The organism is Qipengyuania sp., from assembly GCF_965277845.1.
Classification (GTDB): Bacteria; Pseudomonadota; Alphaproteobacteria; order Sphingomonadales; family Sphingomonadaceae; genus Qipengyuania.
This window is the reverse complement of record NZ_OZ255844.1, coordinates 258,945-274,429: the sequence shown is the minus strand read 5'-3', so window position 1 is coordinate 274,429 and position 15,485 is coordinate 258,945. Positions and strand designations below refer to the sequence as shown.

Annotated in this window: 29 protein-coding genes; 6 read left to right on the top strand and 23 right to left on the bottom strand. The window is 61.9% G+C overall.

The features are described 5' to 3' along the window. Positions 1-167: 167 nt before the first annotated feature. The 9 genes from ACQY4G_RS01445 to leuC form a co-directional block, all read right to left on the bottom strand. On the bottom strand, positions 168-950 hold the full coding sequence (locus ACQY4G_RS01445) for an NUDIX hydrolase (RefSeq protein ID WP_291181078.1): 783 nt from the start codon (positions 948-950) through the stop codon (positions 168-170). A gap of 319 nt (positions 951-1,269) precedes the next feature. Beyond that, entirely contained in the window at positions 1,270-1,602 is a 333-nt protein-coding gene (grxD, locus tag ACQY4G_RS01440; protein ID WP_291181080.1) for a Grx4 family monothiol glutaredoxin, read from the bottom strand. 38 nt (positions 1,603-1,640) lie between these two features. Continuing rightward, a complete protein-coding gene (locus ACQY4G_RS01435; RefSeq protein WP_067694235.1) occupies positions 1,641-1,874 on the bottom strand; it encodes a BolA/IbaG family iron-sulfur metabolism protein in 234 nt (77 codons plus the stop codon). A gap of 5 nt (positions 1,875-1,879) precedes the next feature. Continuing rightward, on the bottom strand, positions 1,880-2,206 hold the full coding sequence (locus ACQY4G_RS01430; protein ID WP_291172374.1) for a DUF1476 domain-containing protein: 327 nt from the start codon (positions 2,204-2,206) through the stop codon (positions 1,880-1,882). Positions 2,207-2,351: 145 nt separating this feature from the next. Continuing rightward, the gene (locus tag ACQY4G_RS01425; protein WP_421992535.1) at positions 2,352-3,350 is read right to left on the bottom strand and encodes an NADPH:quinone oxidoreductase family protein; all 999 of its coding nucleotides are present in this window, start codon (positions 3,348-3,350) and stop codon (positions 2,352-2,354) included. Next, entirely contained in the window at positions 3,347-3,952 is a 606-nt protein-coding gene (gene leuD, locus ACQY4G_RS01420; RefSeq protein ID WP_421992533.1) for a 3-isopropylmalate dehydratase small subunit, read from the bottom strand. Before leuD ends, ACQY4G_RS01425 begins: the two co-directional genes overlap by 4 nt. Then, positions 3,952-4,788, bottom strand: coding sequence for an N-acyl homoserine lactonase family protein (locus tag ACQY4G_RS01415; protein ID WP_421992531.1), 837 nt, complete (start codon positions 4,786-4,788; stop codon positions 3,952-3,954). The genes leuD and ACQY4G_RS01415 overlap by 1 nt, the downstream gene beginning before the upstream one ends. A gap of 26 nt (positions 4,789-4,814) precedes the next feature. After that, a complete protein-coding gene (locus tag ACQY4G_RS01410) occupies positions 4,815-4,961 on the bottom strand; it encodes an isopropylmalate isomerase (protein ID WP_291172361.1) in 147 nt (48 codons plus the stop codon). Between the two features lie 13 nt (positions 4,962-4,974). Next, the gene (leuC, locus tag ACQY4G_RS01405; RefSeq protein ID WP_421992529.1) at positions 4,975-6,426 is read right to left on the bottom strand and encodes a 3-isopropylmalate dehydratase large subunit; all 1,452 of its coding nucleotides are present in this window, start codon (positions 6,424-6,426) and stop codon (positions 4,975-4,977) included. Positions 6,427-6,517: 91 nt separating this feature from the next. Between leuC and ACQY4G_RS01400 the strand changes: the two genes are divergently transcribed. Next, on the top strand, positions 6,518-6,943 hold the full coding sequence (locus tag ACQY4G_RS01400) for an acyl-CoA thioesterase (protein WP_067694256.1): 426 nt from the start codon (positions 6,518-6,520) through the stop codon (positions 6,941-6,943). Between the two features lie 51 nt (positions 6,944-6,994). Continuing rightward, positions 6,995-7,513 carry a sterol desaturase family protein gene (locus ACQY4G_RS01395; RefSeq protein ID WP_291172352.1) on the top strand — a complete coding sequence of 173 codons (519 nt, stop codon included), beginning with the start codon at positions 6,995-6,997 and terminating at the stop codon, positions 7,511-7,513. 426 nt (positions 7,514-7,939) lie between these two features. Here ACQY4G_RS01395 and ACQY4G_RS01390 read toward each other — a convergent pair whose 3' ends face one another. From ACQY4G_RS01390 to ACQY4G_RS01325, 14 genes are all read right to left on the bottom strand, one after another. Continuing rightward, positions 7,940-8,098, bottom strand: coding sequence for a YqaE/Pmp3 family membrane protein (locus tag ACQY4G_RS01390; protein ID WP_083508324.1), 159 nt, complete (start codon positions 8,096-8,098; stop codon positions 7,940-7,942). Positions 8,099-8,172: 74 nt separating this feature from the next. Continuing rightward, positions 8,173-8,523 carry a YbaN family protein gene (locus tag ACQY4G_RS01385; protein ID WP_067694260.1) on the bottom strand — a complete coding sequence of 117 codons (351 nt, stop codon included), beginning with the start codon at positions 8,521-8,523 and terminating at the stop codon, positions 8,173-8,175. Between the two features lies 1 nt (position 8,524). Next, positions 8,525-8,932 (bottom strand): SufE family protein, encoded by a 408-nt coding sequence (locus ACQY4G_RS01380; protein ID WP_421992527.1) that lies wholly within the window; start codon positions 8,930-8,932, stop codon positions 8,525-8,527. Positions 8,933-8,973: 41 nt separating this feature from the next. Next, the gene (locus ACQY4G_RS01375; protein WP_291172344.1) at positions 8,974-9,150 is read right to left on the bottom strand and encodes a hypothetical protein; all 177 of its coding nucleotides are present in this window, start codon (positions 9,148-9,150) and stop codon (positions 8,974-8,976) included. Continuing rightward, a complete protein-coding gene (locus ACQY4G_RS01370; protein ID WP_067694264.1) occupies positions 9,147-9,386 on the bottom strand; it encodes a hypothetical protein in 240 nt (79 codons plus the stop codon). The genes ACQY4G_RS01375 and ACQY4G_RS01370 overlap by 4 nt, the downstream gene beginning before the upstream one ends. Positions 9,387-9,417: 31 nt before the next feature. Beyond that, entirely contained in the window at positions 9,418-9,705 is a 288-nt protein-coding gene (locus ACQY4G_RS01365; RefSeq protein ID WP_421992525.1) for a hypothetical protein, read from the bottom strand. Next, positions 9,702-10,016 (bottom strand): hypothetical protein, encoded by a 315-nt coding sequence (locus ACQY4G_RS01360; RefSeq protein ID WP_421992523.1) that lies wholly within the window; start codon positions 10,014-10,016, stop codon positions 9,702-9,704. The genes ACQY4G_RS01365 and ACQY4G_RS01360 overlap by 4 nt, the downstream gene beginning before the upstream one ends. Continuing rightward, positions 10,016-10,324 (bottom strand): hypothetical protein, encoded by a 309-nt coding sequence (locus ACQY4G_RS01355; RefSeq protein ID WP_067694273.1) that lies wholly within the window; start codon positions 10,322-10,324, stop codon positions 10,016-10,018. Before ACQY4G_RS01355 ends, ACQY4G_RS01360 begins: the two co-directional genes overlap by 1 nt. After that, positions 10,324-10,665, bottom strand: coding sequence for a hypothetical protein (locus ACQY4G_RS01350; protein ID WP_421992521.1), 342 nt, complete (start codon positions 10,663-10,665; stop codon positions 10,324-10,326). The genes ACQY4G_RS01355 and ACQY4G_RS01350 overlap by 1 nt, the downstream gene beginning before the upstream one ends. After that, entirely contained in the window at positions 10,662-10,970 is a 309-nt protein-coding gene (locus tag ACQY4G_RS01345; protein ID WP_421992519.1) for a hypothetical protein, read from the bottom strand. Before ACQY4G_RS01345 ends, ACQY4G_RS01350 begins: the two co-directional genes overlap by 4 nt. Positions 10,971-10,996: 26 nt before the next feature. After that, entirely contained in the window at positions 10,997-11,374 is a 378-nt protein-coding gene (gene pspC / locus ACQY4G_RS01340; protein ID WP_067694281.1) for an envelope stress response membrane protein PspC, read from the bottom strand. Next, on the bottom strand, positions 11,371-11,667 hold the full coding sequence (gene pspB / locus ACQY4G_RS01335) for an envelope stress response membrane protein PspB (RefSeq protein WP_291181106.1): 297 nt from the start codon (positions 11,665-11,667) through the stop codon (positions 11,371-11,373). Before pspB ends, pspC begins: the two co-directional genes overlap by 4 nt. Before the next feature lie 3 nt (positions 11,668-11,670). Continuing rightward, positions 11,671-12,567 carry a phage shock protein PspA gene (gene pspA, locus ACQY4G_RS01330; protein WP_421992517.1) on the bottom strand — a complete coding sequence of 299 codons (897 nt, stop codon included), beginning with the start codon at positions 12,565-12,567 and terminating at the stop codon, positions 11,671-11,673. Further along, positions 12,564-12,716 (bottom strand): hypothetical protein, encoded by a 153-nt coding sequence (locus tag ACQY4G_RS01325; RefSeq protein WP_198147701.1) that lies wholly within the window; start codon positions 12,714-12,716, stop codon positions 12,564-12,566. The genes pspA and ACQY4G_RS01325 overlap by 4 nt, the downstream gene beginning before the upstream one ends. 167 nt (positions 12,717-12,883) lie before the next feature. On the opposite strand from ACQY4G_RS01325, the gene pspF reads away from it, so the two are divergent. Genes pspF through ACQY4G_RS01305 form a run of 4 tightly spaced genes read left to right on the top strand, consistent with a single transcriptional unit; the run spans position 12,884 to position 15,406 of the window. Further along, positions 12,884-13,906: a phage shock protein operon transcriptional activator gene (gene pspF / locus ACQY4G_RS01320; protein ID WP_421992515.1), complete on the top strand. Its 1,023-nt coding sequence runs from the start codon at positions 12,884-12,886 to the stop codon at positions 13,904-13,906. A gap of 52 nt (positions 13,907-13,958) precedes the next feature. Then, on the top strand, positions 13,959-14,285 hold the full coding sequence (locus ACQY4G_RS01315) for an ArsR/SmtB family transcription factor (protein WP_421992512.1): 327 nt from the start codon (positions 13,959-13,961) through the stop codon (positions 14,283-14,285). Between the two features lie 19 nt (positions 14,286-14,304). Next, the gene (locus ACQY4G_RS01310; RefSeq protein ID WP_067694296.1) at positions 14,305-14,727 is read left to right on the top strand and encodes a VOC family protein; all 423 of its coding nucleotides are present in this window, start codon (positions 14,305-14,307) and stop codon (positions 14,725-14,727) included. After that, positions 14,714-15,406, top strand: a complete 693-nt coding sequence (locus tag ACQY4G_RS01305; protein ID WP_421992510.1) for an aquaporin — start codon at positions 14,714-14,716, stop codon at positions 15,404-15,406. Before ACQY4G_RS01310 ends, ACQY4G_RS01305 begins: the two co-directional genes overlap by 14 nt. The last annotated feature ends 79 nt before the right edge of the window (positions 15,407-15,485 follow it).

The window sequence follows — 15,485 nt, the reverse complement described above, 5'->3', positions numbered from 1 at the left end:
CGGGAATGAGGTGATCGAATTCATTGCCGGATCGAATGATACCGCAGTGTCGACAGCGGACGGGATCGGAGCCCCGCAGCCTCGCATGCTGATGCCGCCCGGACGGTTCTTCCGATCCAGGTAGGTGTCCGTCGCCATTTTCTGCCGGGCCCGGAAGGGTACCGCTCTCACCCTCTTGCAACGCTCTCCAAAGGCTCGCCTGTCACCGGATAGCCGAGGTCCTCACCGATTTCGAGCCATCTCGCGCCGCCGCGTTCGCCCATATAGGGAGTGATGGTGCGAACCGGAATGGCCTCGGCCTGCGCTTTCGCCTCGGCGAAGCTCTCGAACAGCGCAAGCCGCTCGAGATTGCGGCGCGTGGGGAAGATGACCTTGATGTCGCCTCTCTCCGCCGCGTCGAGCGCGCCTTGGGCGGTGGTCCAGAAAAGATGCGTGTTTTCGGACAGATCGGCCTCGATCTCGACCGCGCCGGTGCCGAGATCGGCGAGATAGAAGCGGGTATCGTAGACGCGCGGAATGCGCTCGTTCTTGGGATACCAGCGAGCGAAGGGGACCAGCTGGTCGAGGTCGAGCTGCCAGCCGAAATGATCGAGCACCGGAGCGAGTTCGCCGGTTTCCTGCAAGAAGTTGCGGGCTGCGCGCGCCTTTCGCGCATCGATGGCGCCGGACAAGCCGATCGCCAGCCCGGTTTCCTCCAGCGTTTCGCGTACCACCGCGACTTGGTGCGCCGCCTCTTCCGGATCGAGCGGGCCACCCATGCCGGCACCGAGCTCGAAATCCGCGGGGTCTACACGGCCGCCGGGGAACACAGCCATGCCGCCCGCGAAAACCATCTCGCGCGAGCGGATCGTCATCAGAATTTGAGGGGGGCCGCCCTGGGGTGCGTTCCGGAAGATGACTACGGTTGCTGCGGGTATGCCCTCGGGTCCCACGTCGGATTGTTCAGTCATTGGGATGTTGTGGCGAGCGGCGGGCGGCTTGCCAAGGAGAAACCGGAGCGACGGTGTCGGCAGATTTTACACTAAGCACTGCGGTGAAAATCGCTTTAACTATAAAAACCCGCGAAATTGAACATTTGGGAAGGTTTGGCACGCGGCATGCAGGTACCGCCGTGTCCCGTTCAAGTCTTCGACGGGGGCGCGTCGCAAAGGTCTTCGAACATCGCGCCCGCAGACATATAAAGGCCCGCCCGGCTGTCTCTCCGGGCGGGCCTTTCCCGTTCTGGTTGTGACCTGTATCGAGGCAAGCGGGAGGCGCGTGCGCGAACGTTCAGCCTTCGGCCTTGGCGACCTGCTTGTCATCCATCATCTGCTGGAGCTCGCCGGCTTCGAACATTTCCATCATGATGTCGCTGCCGCCGACGAATTCGCCCTTCACATAGAGCTGGGGGATGGTCGGCCAGTCCGAATAGGCCTTGATGCCCTGGCGGATTTCCATGTCCTGCAAGACGTCGACGCTGTCGTAGGCGACGCCGCAATGGTCGAGAATGGCTACCGCGCGGCTCGAGAAACCGCATTGCGGGAACAGCGGGGTGCCCTTCATGAAGAGGACGACGTCGTTTCCGCCGACGATATCGGCAATGCGCTGGTTGGTGTCGGACATTGGGTCCGTCCTTTATGCTGAATTCGGTGTGTGGAGAATCAGGTGGGGGCTTGGGTGGTCAGTTGCAAGGCGTGAAGTTCGCCGCCCATGCGCCCGCCCAATGCGTCGTAGACCAGCTTGTGCTGCTTGACGCGTGTCAGCCCTGCAAATTGCGGGGCGGTGACCTTGGCCGCCCAGTGATCGTTGTCGCCCGCGAGGTCACGCATCTCGACCGTCGCGCCCGGAAGCGCTTCCTCGATCAGCGCGACGATGTCTTCGGCGGCCATCGGCATGTCGGTCAGTCCCGATCGGTCATGAACTGGCGGCGCGCTTCGATCGCGCATTCCTCCAGCTTGGCGCGAATGTCGGACTCGCTGACATCGCATTCGGCAGCAGTCAGGTCGCCAAGCAGCTTGCGGATCACGTCTTCATCGCCCGCTTCTTCGAAATCGGCCTGGACGACCGCCTTCTTGTAGGCGTCGGTTTCCTCTTCGGTCAGGCCCATCAGGCTGGCGGCCCATTCGCCGACCAGCCGGTTGCGGCGGGCGGCGATCTTGAAGGCGTTTTCCTCGTCGAAGGCGAACTTGGCTTCCTCGCCGCGTTCGCGATCCTTGAAATCGGTCATGGTGGTCCTCTCGGGATGGAATCTCGGGGGCCGGAATAGGCGTGGGCCGCGCACGAAACAAGAGATGAGTCCCCGCCAAGGCAGGGACCTCGATCGGATTTGCGCCAGCTAGCCCGAGGTTCCCGCCTTCGCGGGAACTCACCGACTATTCCATTACGACGACGAGCTTGCCGATCGCGCCGCGGTTTTCCAGTTTCGCAATGGCTTCGTGCGCGCGCTCGATCGGATAGGTTTCGCTGACCAACGGGTCGATCTTGCCAGCCTTCCACAGGTCGAACAGTTCTTCGATGTTCTTCTGGTTGCGCTCCGGCTCGCGCGCGGTGAACGCGCCCCAGAAGACACCGCGAATGTCGCAGCTCTTCAGCAGGGTGAGATTAAGCGGCATTTTGGCAATCCCTGCGGGGAAGCCGATCACCAGGAAACGGCCTTCCCAGGCGATCGCGCGCAGTGCGGGTTCGGAATAGTCGCCGCCGACGATATCGTAGACGATATCCGCGCCATTGGGGCCGACGGCAGCCTTGAAGTCGTTGGCAAGCTGCTTGGAAGTGTCCTTGTCGAACGGAGCGCGCGGATAGATCACGACTTCATCCGCACCGTGCTTCTTTGCGACTTCGCCCTTCTCCTCGGTCGAGACGCCAGCGACGACCTTGCAGCCATAGGCCTTGGCCAATTCGACTGCAGAGAGGCCGACTCCGCCCGCAGCGCCGAGGACGAGGACGGTTTCGCCTTCCTTGATGTCGCCGCGATCCTTGAGGCCGTGGATGGTGGTGCCGTAGGTCATCAGCAGCGCGCTGGCTTTCACCAGGTCGATCCCCTCGGGCACCTTGAACAGGCGCGCGGCGGCAACCGCGACCTTTTCCTGCAACCCGCCATTGCCGATACCGCACATGACCTTGTCACCCACGGCGAAGCCTTCGACACCATCGCCCAGTGCCTCGATCGTACCGGAAATTTCACCGCCCGGCGCGAAGGGGCGGGGCGGTTTGAACTGGTACTTATCGCGGATGATCAGCGTATCGGGAAAGTTGATTGCGCAGGCCGCGACCTTGACCAAGACCTCGCCCTTGCCGGGGGTGGGTTCGTCGATTTCCTCTACAACGAGGGTTTCGGGACCACCGACTTCCTTAGAAAGGACTGCCTTCACGCTGCATCTCTCCTGCTTGGTTTATCGAGCCAGGGCAAGGTGCCCTCGCGCATCTGTTCGTGCTTTGTAATTGCGCTTTCGCTGTCGAGCGTGAGGCCGATCTCGTCGAGCCCTTCGAGCAGGCAGCGCTTGCGGAACGGGTCAACTTGGAATTCGAACCGGTCCTGAAACGGCGTTGTGACGACCTGGTTTTCGAGATCGATGGCGATCGGATGATCCTTTGCGACCTCAAGCAGACGGTAGACCTGTTCCCGCGGAAGTTCGACCGCGAGGATGCCATTCTTGAAGGCATTGCCCGCGAAAATGTCCGAAAAGCTCGGTGCGATGACAGCGGTCAGACCCATGTCCAGCATGGCCCATGCGGCATGTTCGCGGCTCGACCCGCAACCGAAATTGTCGCCCGCGATCAGGATCGGAGCATTTGCGAAATCTTCCAAGTCGAAGGGATTACCGGGGGTCGCGCGGATGGTTTCGAACGCGCCTTTGCCGAGCCCTTCGCGGCTCACCGTCTTCAGCCAGTGGGCGGGAATGATGACATCGGTGTCGATGTTTTTGAGGCCCAGCGGGATCGCGCGGCCCTCGATCGTGGATACGGCCTGCATTATCGTGCGCTTTCCGGGAAGGAGGGTAGGCGGACGAGATGACGCGGGTCGTGCTGAATCACGATCGTTGCGTCGAGATTGTCGGCCATCTGGTTGAAGCGGTGGAACGAAGCGAGCGTGTCGGCGCGGTCGGTGTTGAACACGGGAACCCCCTTGTTCTCGATCTGCTCTTCGAAATGGTAGAGGTCGCCGGTGAGCATGTAGGTCCCCGATTGCGGTAGCTCGACCACCAGCGCCTTATGGCCCGGCGTGTGACCATGCATCGCGACCATGCGCACCGAACCATCGCCGAAAACATCGTGATCGCCCGCAATGCGGGTAACTTTACCCTCGGCACCCTCCGCCAACCAAGGCGCGAGCTGCGCGCGGGTCGCTTCCATCCGGCCAGAGGCAACTGCTTCGGCATCGCCGCGCCCGATCAGCAGTTCGGCATCGGGAAATTCGGCGGCCTGGCCTACATGATCGTCATGATAGTGGCTGACACCGACATAGGTGATATCGGAAGCGGCCACTTCGATTTCGGCGAGCTGTTCCGCAATGGTCTTTTCGACGCTGAGCGTGAAGACCCATTGGGTCTCGCTGGTACCCTTGAGCGCAGCGGGCAAGCCAGCGTCCCACAGCAGATACTTGTCGCCATTGCGGATGAGATAGCAACTGTCGGTCAGCGTGCGCGGCTCGCCATCGTAGAGATGCGTGTCGGAAAACGGCGCGGTATCGCTGAGTTCGATCGTGCCGCAATCGAGCCGCCACAATTCGATATCGGGCGTCTCCTGCGCGGCGGCAGATGTAGCAGAACCTGCCAGCAAGACGGCTAGCAGGATGGTTCTCGGCGCCATGTCTCTCTCCCCCGTAATACGCGTCCTCAATCGGTTTCGGGATTTTCCCCCGAGGGAATCGGACCCGGTTGCTTCGGGCCCTTCTTCCTCTCCTTGCGCTTGTTCGCGTAAAGCAGCGCGGCGGCAACGGCGGCGGAGCCGATGGCTCCGGCAATCTTGAGCTTGTTGGTCATGCCGCTTCAATGGTCAGCCGCCGTCGGCTTGGCAAGGGGCGAGCTTGCGTACATCGGCCAAGCGCCCGGTGACTGCGGCGGCAGCGGCCATGGCGGGGCTGACCAGGTGTGTGCGTGACCCGGGTCCCTGGCGGCCGACGAAATTGCGGTTGCTGGTCGAGGCGCAGCGCTCGCCTGGCGGTACCTTGTCTGGGTTCATCGCTAGGCAGGCTGAACAGCCCGGCTCGCGCCATTCGAAACCGGCGTCGGTGAAGATCCGGTCTATGCCTTCCTCTTCCGCCTGCTTCTTCACCAAGCCCGATCCCGGCACGACGATCGCCCAGCGCACGCCCGGCGCTATCGTGCGGCCTGCAAGCACTTCGGCGGCGGAACGCAGGTCCTCGATCCGGCTGTTGGTGCAGCTGCCGATGAAAATGTTCTCGACAGGTATGTCCTCGATCCGGGTGCCGGGAACGAGGCCCATGTAGTCGAGGCTTTTTCGCGCGGCTTCCCGCTTGGATGTATCGGCGAAGCTTTCCGGGTCCGGCACGCGCCCGCCCACGGGGACGACGTCCTCGGGGCTCGTGCCCCAGCTCACGGTCGGCTCGACATTGGCGGCGTCGATCACGACGCTCTTGTCGAACACCGCGCCTTCGTCGGTTGCGAGCGAGCGCCACCATGCGACGGCGCGGTCCCAGTCCTCGCCCTTGGGGGCGTAGGGACGGCCCTTCAGATAGGCGAAGACCTTGTCGTCCGGCGCGATCAGCCCGGCCCGTGCACCGCCTTCGATGCTCATGTTGCAGACCGTCAGGCGCCCCTCGACGCTCATCTCCTCGAACACGCGGCCGCGGTACTCGATGACGTGGCCGGTCCCGCCCGCAGTGCCGATTTCGCCGATGATGTGAAGGATCAGGTCCTTCGGCGTGACGCCCGGGCCGAGCGAGCCTTCGACCCGCACTTCCATCGATTTCGACTGGCGCAGCTGCAGGGTCTGCGTGGCGAGTACGTGCTCGACCTCGCTGGTGCCGATTCCGAAAGCGAGCGCGCCCACGCCGCCATGCGCCGCGGTATGGCTGTCGCCGCAGACGATCGTCGCACCGGGAAGCGAGAAGCCCTGCTCGGGCCCCACCACGTGAACAATTCCCTGCGCGGGGGCGATGGCGTCGATGTAATCAATGCCGAATTCGGGCGCATTGCGTTCGAGGGCGGCAAGCTGCGCGGCGCTCTGCTCGTCCTCGATCGGCAGGCGCGAACCATCGGCGGCCACGCGCGGCGTGGTCGGCAAATTGTGGTCGGGAACGGCCAGCGTCAGATCGGGGCGCCGCACCTTGCGTCCTGCAAGACGCAGAGCCTCGAAAGCCTGCGGGCTGGTGACTTCGTGAACGAGGTGGCGGTCGATATAGATCAGGCAGGTGCCGTCATCGAGCCGCTCGACGACGTGGCTGTCCCAGATCTTCTCGTACAATGTGCGCGGTTTGCTGGCCATGGCGGTGAAGTGTGCGGCAGCTTTGCCACGCCTGCAAAAAGGCAAATCCAGAGTCTTCCAAACTTAACCTTTCTCTGCTTTATTGACACTTATGTCAGCAAAGCCGTTTTCCTTTCCGATCAAGGTCCTGCCGGACGATATCGATTTCATGGGGCACGTGAACAATGCGCGCTACCTGAACTGGGTGCAGGACACGGTCCTGGCGCACTGGCAGAAACTGGCCCCTGCGGACGAGGTGGCGAGCAAGGCGTGGGTCGCGCTCAAGCACGAGATCACTTATCGCAAGCCTGCTTTTCTCGACGACGAGGTGATTGCCGAAACGGTGCTCGAAAAGATCGCCGGGGCGCGCAGCTTCTACAATACGGTGATCCGCCGCGGCGAGGACGTACTCGCCGAGGTCAAGAGCATGTGGTGCTGCATCGATGCGGAAAGCCTGCGTCCGGCGCGGATCAGCCGCGACGTTGCAGAGACTTTCTTCGGCCTCCCTCGCAAGCAGAAGCCCTACGCAGGCGAATAAGACGCTGCGGGCAGGCTTTGCCTGCGAAGCGACAGCCACTATATGGGCAGCATGGATTTCCTCGTTCCCGCCCTGATTGTCCTTGCCACCGTCATCGCAATGGAATGGGTGGCATGGGCGAGCCACAAATATATCATGCACGGCTTCGGCTGGGGCTGGCACCGCGACCATCACGAGCCGCATGACAATTTGCTCGAAAAGAACGACCTCTATGCGATTGTCGGAGCGGTTATGAGCATTTCGATGTTCGCCCTGGGCAGCCCTTTGGTCGCTGGTGAGCTGGCATGGTGGCCCGCCACATGGATCGGTCTCGGCATTCTGTTCTACGGGATCATCTATACGCTGGTCCATGACGGCCTCGTCCACCAACGCTATTTCCGCTGGGTGCCGAAGAGAGGCTATGCTAAGCGGTTGGTGCAGGCGCACAAGCTGCATCATGCAACTATCGGCAAGGAAGGCGGGGTAAGCTTCGGTTTTCTGCTAGCCCGCGATCCCGCGAAACTGAAGGCGGACCTGCGGCGCCAACGCGATGCAGGCATTGCCATCGTACGCGAAAGCGCAGGAGCCTGAGCCATTACGGGCCGGCTCGACCTGACCGGCGAGTGGGACGGATCCTTCAGCTATCCCGGCGGCGAGGCCACCACGCCATTTCGTGCGCGGATCGTAGAGACCGCAGGCCGCCTTGTCGGCTCGCTTATCGAGCCCGACCTCTATCGCGCAGGGGAGACTGTTGGCGCCGAGTTCATCGGGCATCGGTCGGACCGCGCGGTCGATTTTACCAAATCCTATGTCGACCCGCCACAGGGCTACAAGAACCCTATCGATTACGTCGGGCAGCTTTCGCCGGACGGTTTGAGCATTAGCGGCATATGGAGCCTGCTGAGAATGAACGGCACGTTCGAAATGCAGCGCGAGCAGGGGCGCGGCGAAACGGAAGAGGCCGAAACCGCTGCGACGGTTCCGGCCTCCGGCATGTTGTTCTGAGATCGATCCGCCTTAGCGGGCGTAGTTCACGTAAAGCCCGTGAATGAGGCCGGGAATGAACCCGAGCAGCGTGAGCACAAGGTTCAGAAGCGTTGTCCCGCCTAGTCCGTGCTTCATGGCGACGCCCAGCGGCGGCAGCAGGATCGTGGCGATAAGAATGAGGATTGCCATTCGGAATGTCCTTTCGTCAGCCCTCCCGTCGTTCGAACAACCAACGGCTTGAGTACCAACGGGTTCCGAAGCCGCTATTCGTTGCGCGTGGCGATCCAGGTGCCGCAGATCACGAGGATCGCGATCGAAATCCAGTACCAGGGGTGGCCGAGCGTGTACCAGGTGAACGCCGCTCCGACGGACATCGCTCCGATCGCCATGATCTTGGCGCGTCGGTTGATCGCCCGCCGCTCGCGCCAGTCGAGAACCTGCGGACCCCAATGCGGATGGTCGAGGATCTTCCGTTCGAGCTCCGGGCTCGAGCGAGCGAAAAAAAAGACGGCAAGCAGCAGGAACGGTACGGTCGGCATGATCGGCAGCGCTGCCCCGATAGCGCCGAGGCCGACGGCGAGGAAGCCGAGACCCTTGTAGACGGGCCGCTTCATCCTATCCCGCCGCGATCCGCGCGGCATGCTCCTTCACCAGCGCGATCATGTTCGGCACGCCCTGCGTGCGATTGCTCGAAAGCTGGTTTCTGAGATCGAACGGTTCGAGCGCGGCGGCAATGTCCATCTTCGCCACATCGCGTGCGTGCTGGTCCTGCACTGCGGAAATTATCAGCGCGACGATACCCTTGGTGATTGCCGCATTGCTGTCGGCGAGGAAATGCAGCCTGTCATTGTCGCTGGTAGGATAGACCCAGACCTGGGCACTGCAGCCGCGCACCAGCGTGGCATCGGTCTTGAGGGCATCGGGCATAGGCTCGAGATCGCGGCCCAATTCGATTAGCAGGCGATAGCGTTCATCGCCCTCGAGAAACTCGTATTCTTCGGCAATATCGGAAAGTGTGCGCATGGCGCGCCCTTAGCGGGCAGGTCGGCAGGCGTCCATCGGCCTCAGCCGGACAGACCGCCTGGGCGGGTGAAAGCGAAATAGACCACGTAGAACCATCCGAAGAAACCGTGGATCGCGGCCCAGATGATCGACTGGTGCAAGCTCCAGCTGATCGCCACGGCAATAGCACTGCCCAGACCAATCCCTGCGCGCGCGGCATCGGTTCTGACTACGGTCAAAGATCGACTCCGCTGGCGATGGCTTCGAGCTTCTTGATCCGCTCCTTCAGGTCGGCCAATTCGATACGGGCTGCGCCGATCGAAGAACCGCTGTCTTGATCAGTACCGGTGCGATCCTGTTCTAGCTGCTGACGCTTGAGCGCAAGCCAGCCATGCCAGGCCCGCAGCAGGGCCGCAGCGACGATGGTCAGTCCGACCAGCGAAGCGCCTGCGATTATCATAGTCGGTTCGAACATCACCTCATGTCCTCCTTGAACCTTGCCGTCCTCAATCCGCCTGCTTGTCGCGCAGGGCCTCGATCTCGGAGGCGATTCGTTTCGTTTCGCGCGCGTCGACCGAATTGCGTTCGGTTGCGATACGCTCGAGTACCTTTATCCTCTCGCGCAGCTCCTCGATCTCGCGCTGCGCTCCCGTATCCGTCGCCTGACCGGCGTAGCTCTCGTTGCCTTCCTTGTCGGTCAGGATGCCGCGTTCGTTGCGGTGCCTCACACTGGATATCTGGACGATGCCCCAGACCACGATCGCGATGATGGCTACGATCACCCAACCGCTCATCGTGCACGCTCCCGCTGGCTTGTCAGATCCTCGATCTCCTGCAGGTCGCGTAGCTGCTCGATCTGGGCGGCGAGATTGTGATTGCCGTCGGTGGCGATCCGCTCCAGCACGCGAACTCGCTCTTCAAGCTTGGCGTAGTCGGCGCCGCCCTTGCCGATCTGATCGGCCTTGGCCTGCTCGATCTGCGCCTTAAGCTCCAGCTTGCGCTCGTCATGACGGACCACGCGGCGATGGATGACGTGGGCGGTCAGTAGCGCCATCGTCACGATCGTGATGATGAAGCCGAAGATAAGGATTAGGTCGCCATCCATCAGTTGGTTTCCTTGCCATCGCGCAGGCGATCGATCTCATGCGTCAGATGGTAACCGCTATCGGTCACGATCCGTTCGACATTGCCGAGCCGATCCTTGAGCGAGCCGAGTTCGGCACGCAGTTCGGCATTTTCCTGGGTGAGCAGCTTGACCCGCTCGACCGCCTGGTCGGTCTTGGGGTAGACCGCCTTGCCCCAGCTATTCTCCAGCGGATAGCCGTTCTTGACGCGGATCCAGGTGTTGGCGATCCAGGCGAGCGATATGGCAATCACTCCGCCGATAACGGTCGTTTCGGTGATGAATTCCATCACGCTTTCTCCCCTGTCTTGATGTCCAACGGCATACCGGTACCGTCTGCAGCCGGCCTGTCTCGCAGCGCCTCGATCTCGTCGTGCAGCGAGTAACCGCGGTCGGTGACGATCTTCTCCAGCACGACCATGCGATCCTGCATGGTATCGAGCTTGTCGTGCAGCGCGCGGTTTTCCTCACGCAGACGTTTGGTCTCGCTAGTGTCGGCGCGTTCGGTCTTGCCGCCCCACTCGTCTTCGAGCGAGTAGCCGTGCTTGGCGCGGATCCAGTTGTTGATCAGCCAACCACCGGTGCTCAGCGCGATTATCGCGATCACGAATTCGGGGCCACCCCAGTTCATTGCGCTTTCTCTCCCTGTTTTACTTCGAGCGGAATGCCGGTTCCTTGGTCGTCGACCTTGCGTTGATCGCGAAGGGCCTCGATCTGCGTTGCAATGTCATAGCCGCGGTCGGTTACGATGCGTTCGAGTACCTGAACCCTCTGTTCCAGTTCGGTGACGCGGCTGGCGTATTGCGCGGCCTTTTCGGAACTGGCTTCGGCGGTGGCAGCGATGCGCTTTTCTTCCAGCTTGCGGTTGTTCACCAGCCAGATGATGCCAAGCACCATGATGAAGGGCGCCAACGGTATGAGTATTTCCAGTCCCATGCGCGTATATCCCGTCCGTTCGTGTCTTAGCGAAGCCGTTCGATCTCGGCAGTCAGGCGCGGATTGCTGCTGACGTAGAAGGTTTCCACTTCAGCCAGGCGACGGTCGACATCCTTCATGCGGGCACGGATTTCGCGTGCCGTGCGCTTCGGATTCTGCCGCACGCGCTGCCAATAGTTCTGCTCTTCACGATCGACATAGAGATGCGCAGGCTTCTTGTTCAGCAGCAGGCCGGCGATGAAATAGAACGGGATAGTCGAACCGCCGCTCATGAAGGTCAGGCCGAGAAAGCCGAGGCGCACCCAGAAAGCGTTGACACCGGTGTAGTCCGCGATGCCCGAGCAGACGCCCATCAACTTTGCATTCTGCTTGTCGCGGTAAAGCGTTGTGCGGGGACTGTTCACTGGCTGGCTCCTTTTTTGTCGGCCATCAGCTGCTCGAGTTCGCGCAGCTGCTGGTTGTCCTGCTCGCTGTCGTGGACGAGGCGCGCGGGCTTGAATTCGGGATTGTCGCTGGCGACCAGGCGCTCGACCGTGTCCATCCGGTCGTCGAGGCGCTTGGCGAGGCTGTAGAGTTCCTCCAGCAGAGCCTCGTCATCGGTGGTGATGGTTGCCGAGGTCTTCCATTTGGTGATGTAGTGGAGGATGATCCACGGTAAGCCGATGAATATGGCTACGATTGCAAAAATCTCTTCCACGGATCAGTCCTCCTTGTCGGCGCTGCCTTTGCCGAGCGCCTTTTTCATCTGTTCGAGTTCGTCATCGATCGCGTCGGCACCTTCCAGTGCCGCGATCTCGTCCGACAGGCTGGGCTTGTCCGACTTGTCGGCAATGCTCAGCGCATCGGCACGGCCCTCGGCATAATCGACGCGGCGTTCGAGCTGGTCGAACCGGTTGAGCGCATCGTCGACGCGTTCGTTGGTCATCAGGCTGCGCAGCTTGACGCGGTTTTCCGCGCTTTCGAGCCGGGCGGCGATAGCGGTCTGGCGGCTGCGCGCCTCGCGTAGGCGATTCTGCAGCTTCTGGATGTCCTGCTCGTAGGCGCGCAGGGCGTCGTCGAGTACGGCAATCTCCTGCTTGAGCTGCTCACTCATGTCGGCCGCTTTCTTCTTTTCGACGAGTGCGGCGCGAGCGAGATCTTCGCGGTCCTTGGAGATGGCGAGCTGCGCCTTCTCGTTCCAGTCCGCCTGCAGCTTGTCGAGCTTCACCGTATGGCGATGCATCTCCTTCTGGTCGGCGATCGTGCGCGCCGCGCTGGCGCGGACTTCGACCAGCGTTTCCTCCATTTCGAGGATGATCATGCGGATCATCTTCTGGGGGTCGTCCGCCTTGTCGAGCATGTCGTTGAAATTGGCGGCGATGATATCGCGGGTGCGGCTGAAAATGCCCATCAATGGTGCTCCACTGGAGAAAAAGTCGGATCCCTTGGACCGTGCGCCATCGCGGGTGGGAGTCGGCGAGCGGCGCAGCCGTTCTACCTCTTCCTCGATCCGCGACAAGCGGGGGCGGGCCGGAGAGTCGTCGGCATCGCTGCCGTGGGGACTGTCGGGGGAGCGACGCTCCGGCCCAAGGGGATCATGGTCGGGAGGCAGGGTCATGCGATCTCGACCTGTTCGTAGGCGGCCATAATCGGCGTGGGTGCAGTAACCGCGATCTGCGAGCTCAGCAGGACGAAAGTGCCCATCGCCGCGATGCTGGCGATTGCGGCCTGTCCGAGCTGGCTGCGGAAGAAGCTGCGGTTGTACATCTGGGTTACCTCCCTTGGGGCCGATTGGCCGATTGCTGTTGTACCATATTCAGCAAGTGCCATGCCAAACCCGGAAAATGGGAGAAAACCGTGCCTTTCGGACAATTCGACCAACGACATGTTGGTTTTGATTGCCAAGTATCGGGAAAAATTCCTATCTCTTGGTCATGGAGCGGGAAAATCAGTTTATCGGCCAGTCGGGCGCCTTCCTCGATGCGGTTGAGCGCGCCAGCCGTGCAGCGCCCATGCGGCGCCCCGTGCTCGTCATCGGGGAGCGCGGGACCGGCAAGGAACTGATTGCCGAACGCTTGCATCGCCTTTCCACCCGCTGGGACGAACCTCTGGTCGTCATGAACTGCGCCGCCTTGCCCGAAACGCTGATCGAGGCCGAGCTGTTCGGGCACGAGGCGGGTGCGTTTACCGGTGCTACCAGAGTCCGCGCCGGAAGATTCGAAGAAGCCGACAAGGGGACGCTATTTCTCGACGAACTGGGTACTTTGTCGATGGGTGCCCAGGAAAGGCTGCTCCGTGCCGTGGAATATGGCGAGGTAACGCGGATCGGCTCGAGTCGCCCCACACGTGTCGATGTACGTATCGTTGCTGCGACGAACGAGGATCTTCCGGCCAAGGCTGCGCGCGGCGATTTCCGCGCCGACCTGCTAGACCGGCTCAGCTTCGAGGTCATCACTCTGCCTCCCTTGCGCGTGCGCGAGGGCGACGTCGCGGTTCTGGCGGATTATTTCGGGCGCCGCATGGCCGCCGAACTGGGCTGGGAGGGCTGGCCCGGCTTCGCGCCGCATGTCGCCGAACAGCTCGAGAAGCACGATTGGCCGGGCAACGTCCGGGAATTGCGCAATGTCGTCGAACGGGCGATCTATCGCTGGGACGATTGGGATCAGCCGATCGGACATGTAATCTTCGACCCCTTCGACAGCCCATGGAAGCCCAAGGGCCTGCCGGTGCCGGCAAGCAAGGCGCCAAGTGCAGCACAGGTCGCGCCTAAACCGGCCGCTCCCGATTTCGATTGGATCGACGATTTGCGTGCTGCGGTCGATACGCACGAAAGGGCGATCGTCGAATATGCGCTCGGCAAGCATCGCTGGAATCAGCGGCAGACCGCCAAGGCGCTGGGGCTTACTTACGACCAGCTGCGTCATTGCATCAAGAAACACGCGCTCGCGGAGGATTGAGGCCGGGCGAGGTAGGCGTTGACACGGCCAATATTTCGATTATTCTTGAAATATGGAAACGACCGAACCCAAGTTAGTTGATGAGGAAATGGTGAAGCGCCTGTCCGCGCTTGCCCACGACCATCGGCTGGCAATCTTTCGCGTGCTCGTTCGGGCCGGGACGACCGGACTGTCCGCGGGCAGCATTTCGGAAAAGCTCGACCTGCCTCCAAGCTCGCTGTCATTCCACATTTCGAATTTGCGCAATGCCGGGCTGGTGAGCGACGAGCGTGTCGGCCGGTACATCGTCTACCGTGCCGATTTCACCGCGATGGCGGGGCTGGTGGCCTATCTCAACGAAAACTGCTGCGCCGACGATCCCCTCGGTTCTTGCGCTTGATCGTTCAGGAGAAATTCCCATGCGTATTCACATCAGCCTGACGGCAGAAGATCTCGACGCTGCCAGGGCTTTCTATACGGCTCTTTTCGATCACTCGCCGACGTTGGAACGCGAGGGCTATCTCCAATGGCTGCTCGACGAGCCGCGGGTCAACTTCGTGGTCGAGAAAGGCTGCGGCACGCCGGGGCTTTCGCATCTCGGTGTCCAGGCCGAGAGCGAAGGCGAACTCGACACCCAGTTCGCACGTGTTGCCAATACGCACGCCGCAGTGATCGACGAGGGCGAGACCCAATGCTGTTACGCTCGCTCGACCAAAAACTGGACCAGCGATCCGTCGGGCATACGCTGGGAGAGTTTCCTGACGCACGAGCGCACCGGCGATTATGGCCAAGCCTTCGTTCCCGAAACCGATAAGGGCGCGGTGGCGAATGGCTGCTGTTGAAGCGGAGCCGTCCTTGCTCCATCGCCAGCTCGGTGCCGAGGCGCTCGGCAGTTTCTTCCTCTTTGCAACCGTCGTCGGCTCCGGGATCATGGGCGAGGCGCTGGCGGACGGTAACATCGCCATAGCGTTGCTGGGCAACACGATCGCCACCGGCGCGATCCTGTTCGTACTGATCGCCGCGCTTGCGCCGGTATCGGGCGCACACTTCAATCCGGCGGTAACGCTGGTCTTCGCGCTGCGGCGGGAGATTGCCGCAGGCGCTGCCTTGCTGTTCGTGGCGGCGCAACTGGCGGGGGGCATGATCGGCGTGTGGGCCGCGCACGTCATGTTCGATGCGCCGGTGTTCCAGTTCAGCGAGAACATCCGGACCGGCCGGGGGCAATGGTTGGGCGAGGGGATCGCCACTTTCGGCCTGCTGTTCACGATTCTCGGTTGCCTGCGCTCGCGCCCCGACTGGGTGGCGCCGGGAGTGGGACTGTTCATCGCGGCAGGCTATTGGTTTACCAGTTCGACCAGCTTCGCCAATCCGGCGATCACCGTGGGCCGCGCCTTCACCAACAGCTTTTCGGGCATCGCGCCAGCCGACGTTCTCGGCTTCGTCCTCGCGCAATTCGCCGGCGCCATTCTCGCCTGGCTCGCCTGCCGCTGGCTGTTCGCCGAAAATCAGCGATTGCAATAGCGTCTGGCCCCGACTATATCGCTGCTCATCCCGACATTGTCGCGACACTGGAGGGGCTGGCGCCGCGAGGGGCCGGCAC

Excerpts from the sequence above, each read along its gene's own strand:
- grxD (WP_291181080.1), bottom strand. The coding sequence starts at position 1,602 with ATGTCCGACACCAACCAGCGCATTGCCGATATCGTCGGCGGAAACGAC.
- ACQY4G_RS01350 (WP_421992521.1), bottom strand. The coding sequence starts at position 10,665 with ATGAACTGGGGTGGCCCCGAATTCGTGATCGCGATAATCGCGCTGAGC.
- ACQY4G_RS01365 (WP_421992525.1), bottom strand. The coding sequence starts at position 9,705 with ATGAGCGGTTGGGTGATCGTAGCCATCATCGCGATCGTGGTCTGGGGC.
- ACQY4G_RS01310 (WP_067694296.1), top strand. The coding sequence starts at position 14,305 with ATGCGTATTCACATCAGCCTGACGGCAGAAGATCTCGACGCTGCCAGG.
- ACQY4G_RS01370 (WP_067694264.1), bottom strand. The coding sequence starts at position 9,386 with ATGTTCGAACCGACTATGATAATCGCAGGCGCTTCGCTGGTCGGACTG.
- pspA (WP_421992517.1), bottom strand. The coding sequence starts at position 12,567 with ATGACCCTGCCTCCCGACCATGATCCCCTTGGGCCGGAGCGTCGCTCC.
- ACQY4G_RS01345 (WP_421992519.1), bottom strand. The coding sequence starts at position 10,970 with ATGGGACTGGAAATACTCATACCGTTGGCGCCCTTCATCATGGTGCTT.
- ACQY4G_RS01435 (WP_067694235.1), bottom strand. The coding sequence starts at position 1,874 with ATGCCGATGGCCGCCGAAGACATCGTCGCGCTGATCGAGGAAGCGCTT.
- ACQY4G_RS01315 (WP_421992512.1), top strand. The coding sequence starts at position 13,959 with ATGGAAACGACCGAACCCAAGTTAGTTGATGAGGAAATGGTGAAGCGC.
- leuC (WP_421992529.1), bottom strand. The coding sequence starts at position 6,426 with ATGGCCAGCAAACCGCGCACATTGTACGAGAAGATCTGGGACAGCCAC.
- ACQY4G_RS01400 (WP_067694256.1), top strand. The coding sequence starts at position 6,518 with ATGTCAGCAAAGCCGTTTTCCTTTCCGATCAAGGTCCTGCCGGACGAT.
- ACQY4G_RS01445 (WP_291181078.1), bottom strand. The coding sequence starts at position 950 with ATGACTGAACAATCCGACGTGGGACCCGAGGGCATACCCGCAGCAACC.
- ACQY4G_RS01415 (WP_421992531.1), bottom strand. The coding sequence starts at position 4,788 with ATGGCGCCGAGAACCATCCTGCTAGCCGTCTTGCTGGCAGGTTCTGCT.
- ACQY4G_RS01395 (WP_291172352.1), top strand. The coding sequence starts at position 6,995 with ATGGATTTCCTCGTTCCCGCCCTGATTGTCCTTGCCACCGTCATCGCA.
- ACQY4G_RS01305 (WP_421992510.1), top strand. The coding sequence starts at position 14,714 with ATGGCTGCTGTTGAAGCGGAGCCGTCCTTGCTCCATCGCCAGCTCGGT.
- pspF (WP_421992515.1), top strand. The coding sequence starts at position 12,884 with ATGGAGCGGGAAAATCAGTTTATCGGCCAGTCGGGCGCCTTCCTCGAT.
- ACQY4G_RS01410 (WP_291172361.1), bottom strand. The coding sequence starts at position 4,961 with ATGACCAACAAGCTCAAGATTGCCGGAGCCATCGGCTCCGCCGCCGTT.
- ACQY4G_RS01360 (WP_421992523.1), bottom strand. The coding sequence starts at position 10,016 with ATGGATGGCGACCTAATCCTTATCTTCGGCTTCATCATCACGATCGTG.
- ACQY4G_RS01325 (WP_198147701.1), bottom strand. The coding sequence starts at position 12,716 with ATGTACAACCGCAGCTTCTTCCGCAGCCAGCTCGGACAGGCCGCAATC.
- leuD (WP_421992533.1), bottom strand. The coding sequence starts at position 3,952 with ATGCAGGCCGTATCCACGATCGAGGGCCGCGCGATCCCGCTGGGCCTC.
- ACQY4G_RS01385 (WP_067694260.1), bottom strand. The coding sequence starts at position 8,523 with ATGAAGCGGCCCGTCTACAAGGGTCTCGGCTTCCTCGCCGTCGGCCTC.
- ACQY4G_RS01355 (WP_067694273.1), bottom strand. The coding sequence starts at position 10,324 with ATGGAATTCATCACCGAAACGACCGTTATCGGCGGAGTGATTGCCATA.
- ACQY4G_RS01430 (WP_291172374.1), bottom strand. The coding sequence starts at position 2,206 with ATGACCGATTTCAAGGATCGCGAACGCGGCGAGGAAGCCAAGTTCGCC.
- ACQY4G_RS01390 (WP_083508324.1), bottom strand. The coding sequence starts at position 8,098 with ATGGCAATCCTCATTCTTATCGCCACGATCCTGCTGCCGCCGCTGGGC.
- ACQY4G_RS01380 (WP_421992527.1), bottom strand. The coding sequence starts at position 8,932 with ATGCGCACACTTTCCGATATTGCCGAAGAATACGAGTTTCTCGAGGGC.